The following is a 3,684-nucleotide window of genomic DNA, read 5'->3' as shown; positions in this document are numbered from 1 at the left end:
TCACCCGGGGGGGCCCGCCGGGCCGACCGCGGGTCACCCCCCTGTCCACAGCCGCGCCCGGGAGGCGGTGTTAGCGGCGCACCCGGCGACCGGAGGGTGACGTCAGGAGGTCGGGCCGCCGAACTCCACCCAGTTGAGGTTGAACAGGCTGGTCGTGGGTCCGCCGGAGACGGGCTTGAAGACCAGGTAGAGCGCGTGGGTACCGGCTGCCTGGCTGACCGGGAAGGTCTGGCTGGCCCAGGCGCTGGTGCCGGTGGTCGCGTTGAGCGTCGCGCTGGTCACCAGCGCGCCGGTCGGCGAGTCGAGCCGCAGCTCGACGATGCCGCGCGGGGTTCCGGCGGTGGCCGTGGAGCCACCGGCGTACCGGAAGGTGATCTTGTCGATCCCGCCCAGGTTGATCGGGTCGAGCGCGATGTGGTCACCGTTGTCGATGCCGGCCACATGCTGCCCGCCACCGGCGTCGGTGGTGTTGGCCAGGGTGACGCCCTGCTGGACCTGGGCGAACTCGGCCTGCTGCCGGAAGGTCTGCAGGACGATCTGGTCGAGCGAGGACAGCGCCGGCTGGCCGTTGGCGCCCTTGTCGGTGTAGGTGGCGCTGATCGCGCCGTACAGGTAGCCACCGGCGTGGTCGGCGCCGTCGGCCGGGGTCTCGAACGAGCCCGAGCAGCCGTTGGCGTCGCTCATGCCGTGGCCGTGGGTGTCGTGGCCGAGCACGAAGGAGACCGTGACCCGGCTGCAGTCGATCGGGCCGTCCTCGGGGTCGGTCACGGTGACCGTCCACGGCACGGTGTCACCCCAGTTGAAGAACGTGCCCGACAGCGGCGAGGTGACCTTCACGGTGGGCGCGGTGTTGCCCACGGTGATCTCGCGGGTGAGCACCGCCGTCTTGCCGCTGGTGTCGGTGACCGTCAGCTTGGCGGTGAACACCCCGACGGTGGTGTAGGTGTGCGACGCGTCCCGGTCGGTCGAGTCGGTGGTGCCGTTGCCGTCGAAGTCCCAGGCGTAGGTGATGGTCTCGCCCGGGTCCGCGTCGTAGGAGCCCTCGGCGGAGAACTGCACGGTCAGCGGCGCCGCACCCGAGGTCGGGGTGGCCTTCAGCTCGGCCACCGGCGCCCGGGTGCCCTTGGCGTAGCGGATCACCGACAGCGCGGCGTCCGGGTTGGCCCGGAAGAAGCCGTCGCCGTACTCCAGCAGGTAGAGGTTGCCGTCCGGGCCGAACTCCATGTCCATCGGGTTGTCGAAGACGAAGCCCGGCAGGAACTGCTCCACCCCGACCAGCTTGCCGCTGCCGTTGGTGCGCATCATGAAGATCTTGTCCCGGGTGAACTCCCCGAAGACCACCGCGTCGTGGTAGTACTCCGGGAACTTGGTCGCGGAGTCCAGCGCGGCGTCGTACTTGTAGACCGGGCCGCCCATCGGGCCGACGCCACCGGTGCCGAGCACCGGCCACTGGAACTCACAGGTGCCGGGCGGGGTGCTCAGGTACGCCTCGGCGCAGGTGGTGGTCGCCCGGAAGGTGTAGTTGAGCTGCGGGTCCTGCACCGGCGGGAGGACCCGACGGCCGGTGTTGCGCGGCGAGTCGTTCACCGGTGCGGCGCAGTTGAACGCGCCCTTGGACTGCTTGGTGACGAAGTCGTAGTCGATGTACGGCAGGGTCGGCGAGTAGCAGTACGGCCAGCCGTAGTTGCCTGCCTTGTTGGCGGCGATCCACCGGCCGGTGCCCTCCGGCCCCCGGGCCGCGTTCGGCACCTGCGAGTCCGGCGAGTAGTCACCGATGTAGACGAAGCCCCGGGAGTCCACGTCGAAGCGGAACGGGTTGCGCAGACCCATCAGGAAGATCTCCGGGCGGGTCTTGTCGTCGCGGTCCTCGGCCTCGGGGAACAGGTTGCCGGCCGGGATGCTGTACGACCCGTCGGCCTTCACCTTGATCCGCAGCACCTTGCCCCGCAGGTCGTTGGTGTTGCCGGCGGAACGCTGGGCGTCGTAGCCCGGCCCCTGGGTCGGCGACTCGTTGATCGGGGTGAAGCCGTCCGAGCCACCGGCGTTGGTGTCGTCGCCGGTGACCAGGTAGAGCAGCCCCTTGCCGTCGAACTTGATCTCACCGGCGACGTGGCAGCAGACACCCCGGTCGGTGTCGACCTTCATGATCTTCTGCTCGCTGGCCAGGTCGAGGTGCGGCGTCGGCTCCTCCACCCACTTGAACCGGGAGAGCTGGTTGTGCCCCTTGTAGGCGTCCCACGCGTTCGGGTCGGTGCTGGTCACCGGCGCGTCGGTGGTCGGGGTGTCGAGCTTGGGCGCGTAGTAGACGTACACCCACTTGTCGGTGGCGAAGTCCGGGCCGACGGTGACCGACTGGAGGCCGTCCTCGTCGTGCTGGTACACCGGGATGGTGGTGATGACCGGGCTCGCGCCGGTCTTCGGGTCGTAGAGACGGATCTCGCCGGCCCGGGTGTTGTGCAGCACCCGACCGTCGGGCAGCACCGACAGGGTCATCGGCTCGCCCGGCTCGTCGTTGAGGATGACCTTCTCGTAGTTGGCCTTGACGGTGGCGCCGCAGTCGCCCTGGACCATGCCGGCCGACCACTGGATCGCGCCGAGCAGGTGCTTGCGGAACGCGGAGTTGGCGTACGTGTCGGCGCTGTCACCGAGTCCGGTGTAGAACGACCGGCCGCCCTGGAAGTCCTTGCACCAGGAGATCGGGTGGTCGTAGCCCATGGTGCCGCCGGTGAAGCTCTTCTCGTCCACCGTGGCCAGCACGTGCGCGGTGCCCCGGACGTTGGTGGTGAAGTTGTACCACTGGTCGTTGAGGGTGAGCTGCCGGGCGAGCGGCTTGCTCGCCGGGTGCGCCCGGTCGGCCACGTCGATGCTGGCCGACCCGCTCGACGCCGTGCCGGCGGCGGTGGTGCCGACGATGTCGCGGTAGAACGTCCACGACGGCTCGGCCTCGACCGCGGCGTGGACGCCGAGGTAGCCGCCGCCGTTGCGGATGTAGCGCTCGAAGGCCGCCTCCTGGCCGCCGTTGAGCACGTCGCCCGTGGTGTTGAGGAAGACGACCGCGCCGTAGCTGGCCAGGTTGTCGTCGGAGAAGGCGGTCGAGTTCTGGGTGACGTCGACGGTGAAGCCGTTGCCCTTGCCCAGGGTGCGGATCGCGTTGACGCCCTTGTCGATCGACGGGTGACGCTCACCGTCGGTCTTGGTGAACACCAGGACGCTTGTCGGGTCCTGGGCCGGCTGGGCCAACGCGGGAGCGGTCGCGGCGAGCGGGACGACGATCCCGACCCCTGCGATCGCGGCGAGCCATCGGTGTACCGATCTTGCCATCTGGTTCCTCCGGTGGGGGACGATGTGCTGCCTGCTCCGGGCGGGTGCCGGGGCCACCCGGGTGGTGCGGTGCCGCGTCTCGCTCTCCGGTGGGGACGGGACTACGCCGTCCCGACCCCGTGCGGTTCGCCGACCGGGGAGCTGCGTACGGCCGGGGCCCGTGCCGGGGGCGCGCGGCAGCGCGGCCCGGGGTCACGGGTCGGAAGAGGTGATCAGGTGGTACGGGCCCGCCGGGGCGGCACGCCCGGTGGTGTCCGGGGCCGCCGGGCGGCCCGGACTCCTCGGGGCGGGCCCGGGCGGGGGGGGGGGGGGGGGGGCGGCGGCGCCCCCCCCCCCCGGCGCCGGCCCGGGGGGCGGCGCCCG

At 71.0% G+C, this 3,684-nt stretch carries 1 protein-coding gene; it reads right to left on the bottom strand.

Translation table 11 applies throughout. The annotated features are described in order from the left end of the window. Positions 1-102: 102 nt before the first annotated feature. Positions 103-3,321: a ThuA domain-containing protein gene (locus tag ACOJTC_RS17855; protein WP_420117729.1), complete on the bottom strand. Its 3,219-nt coding sequence runs from the start codon at positions 3,319-3,321 to the stop codon at positions 103-105. Positions 3,322-3,684: the final 363 nt, after the last annotated feature.

The organism is Micromonospora sp., assembly GCF_048594385.1.
Taxonomy (GTDB): Bacteria; Actinomycetota; Actinomycetes; order Mycobacteriales; family Micromonosporaceae; genus Micromonospora; species Micromonospora wenchangensis.
The sequence above is the reverse complement of the archived record's forward strand: the minus strand, read 5'-3'. Positions and strand labels throughout refer to the sequence as shown.

Excerpts from the sequence above, each read along its gene's own strand:
- ACOJTC_RS17855 (WP_420117729.1), bottom strand. The coding sequence starts at position 3,321 with ATGGCAAGATCGGTACACCGATGGCTCGCCGCGATCGCAGGGGTCGGG.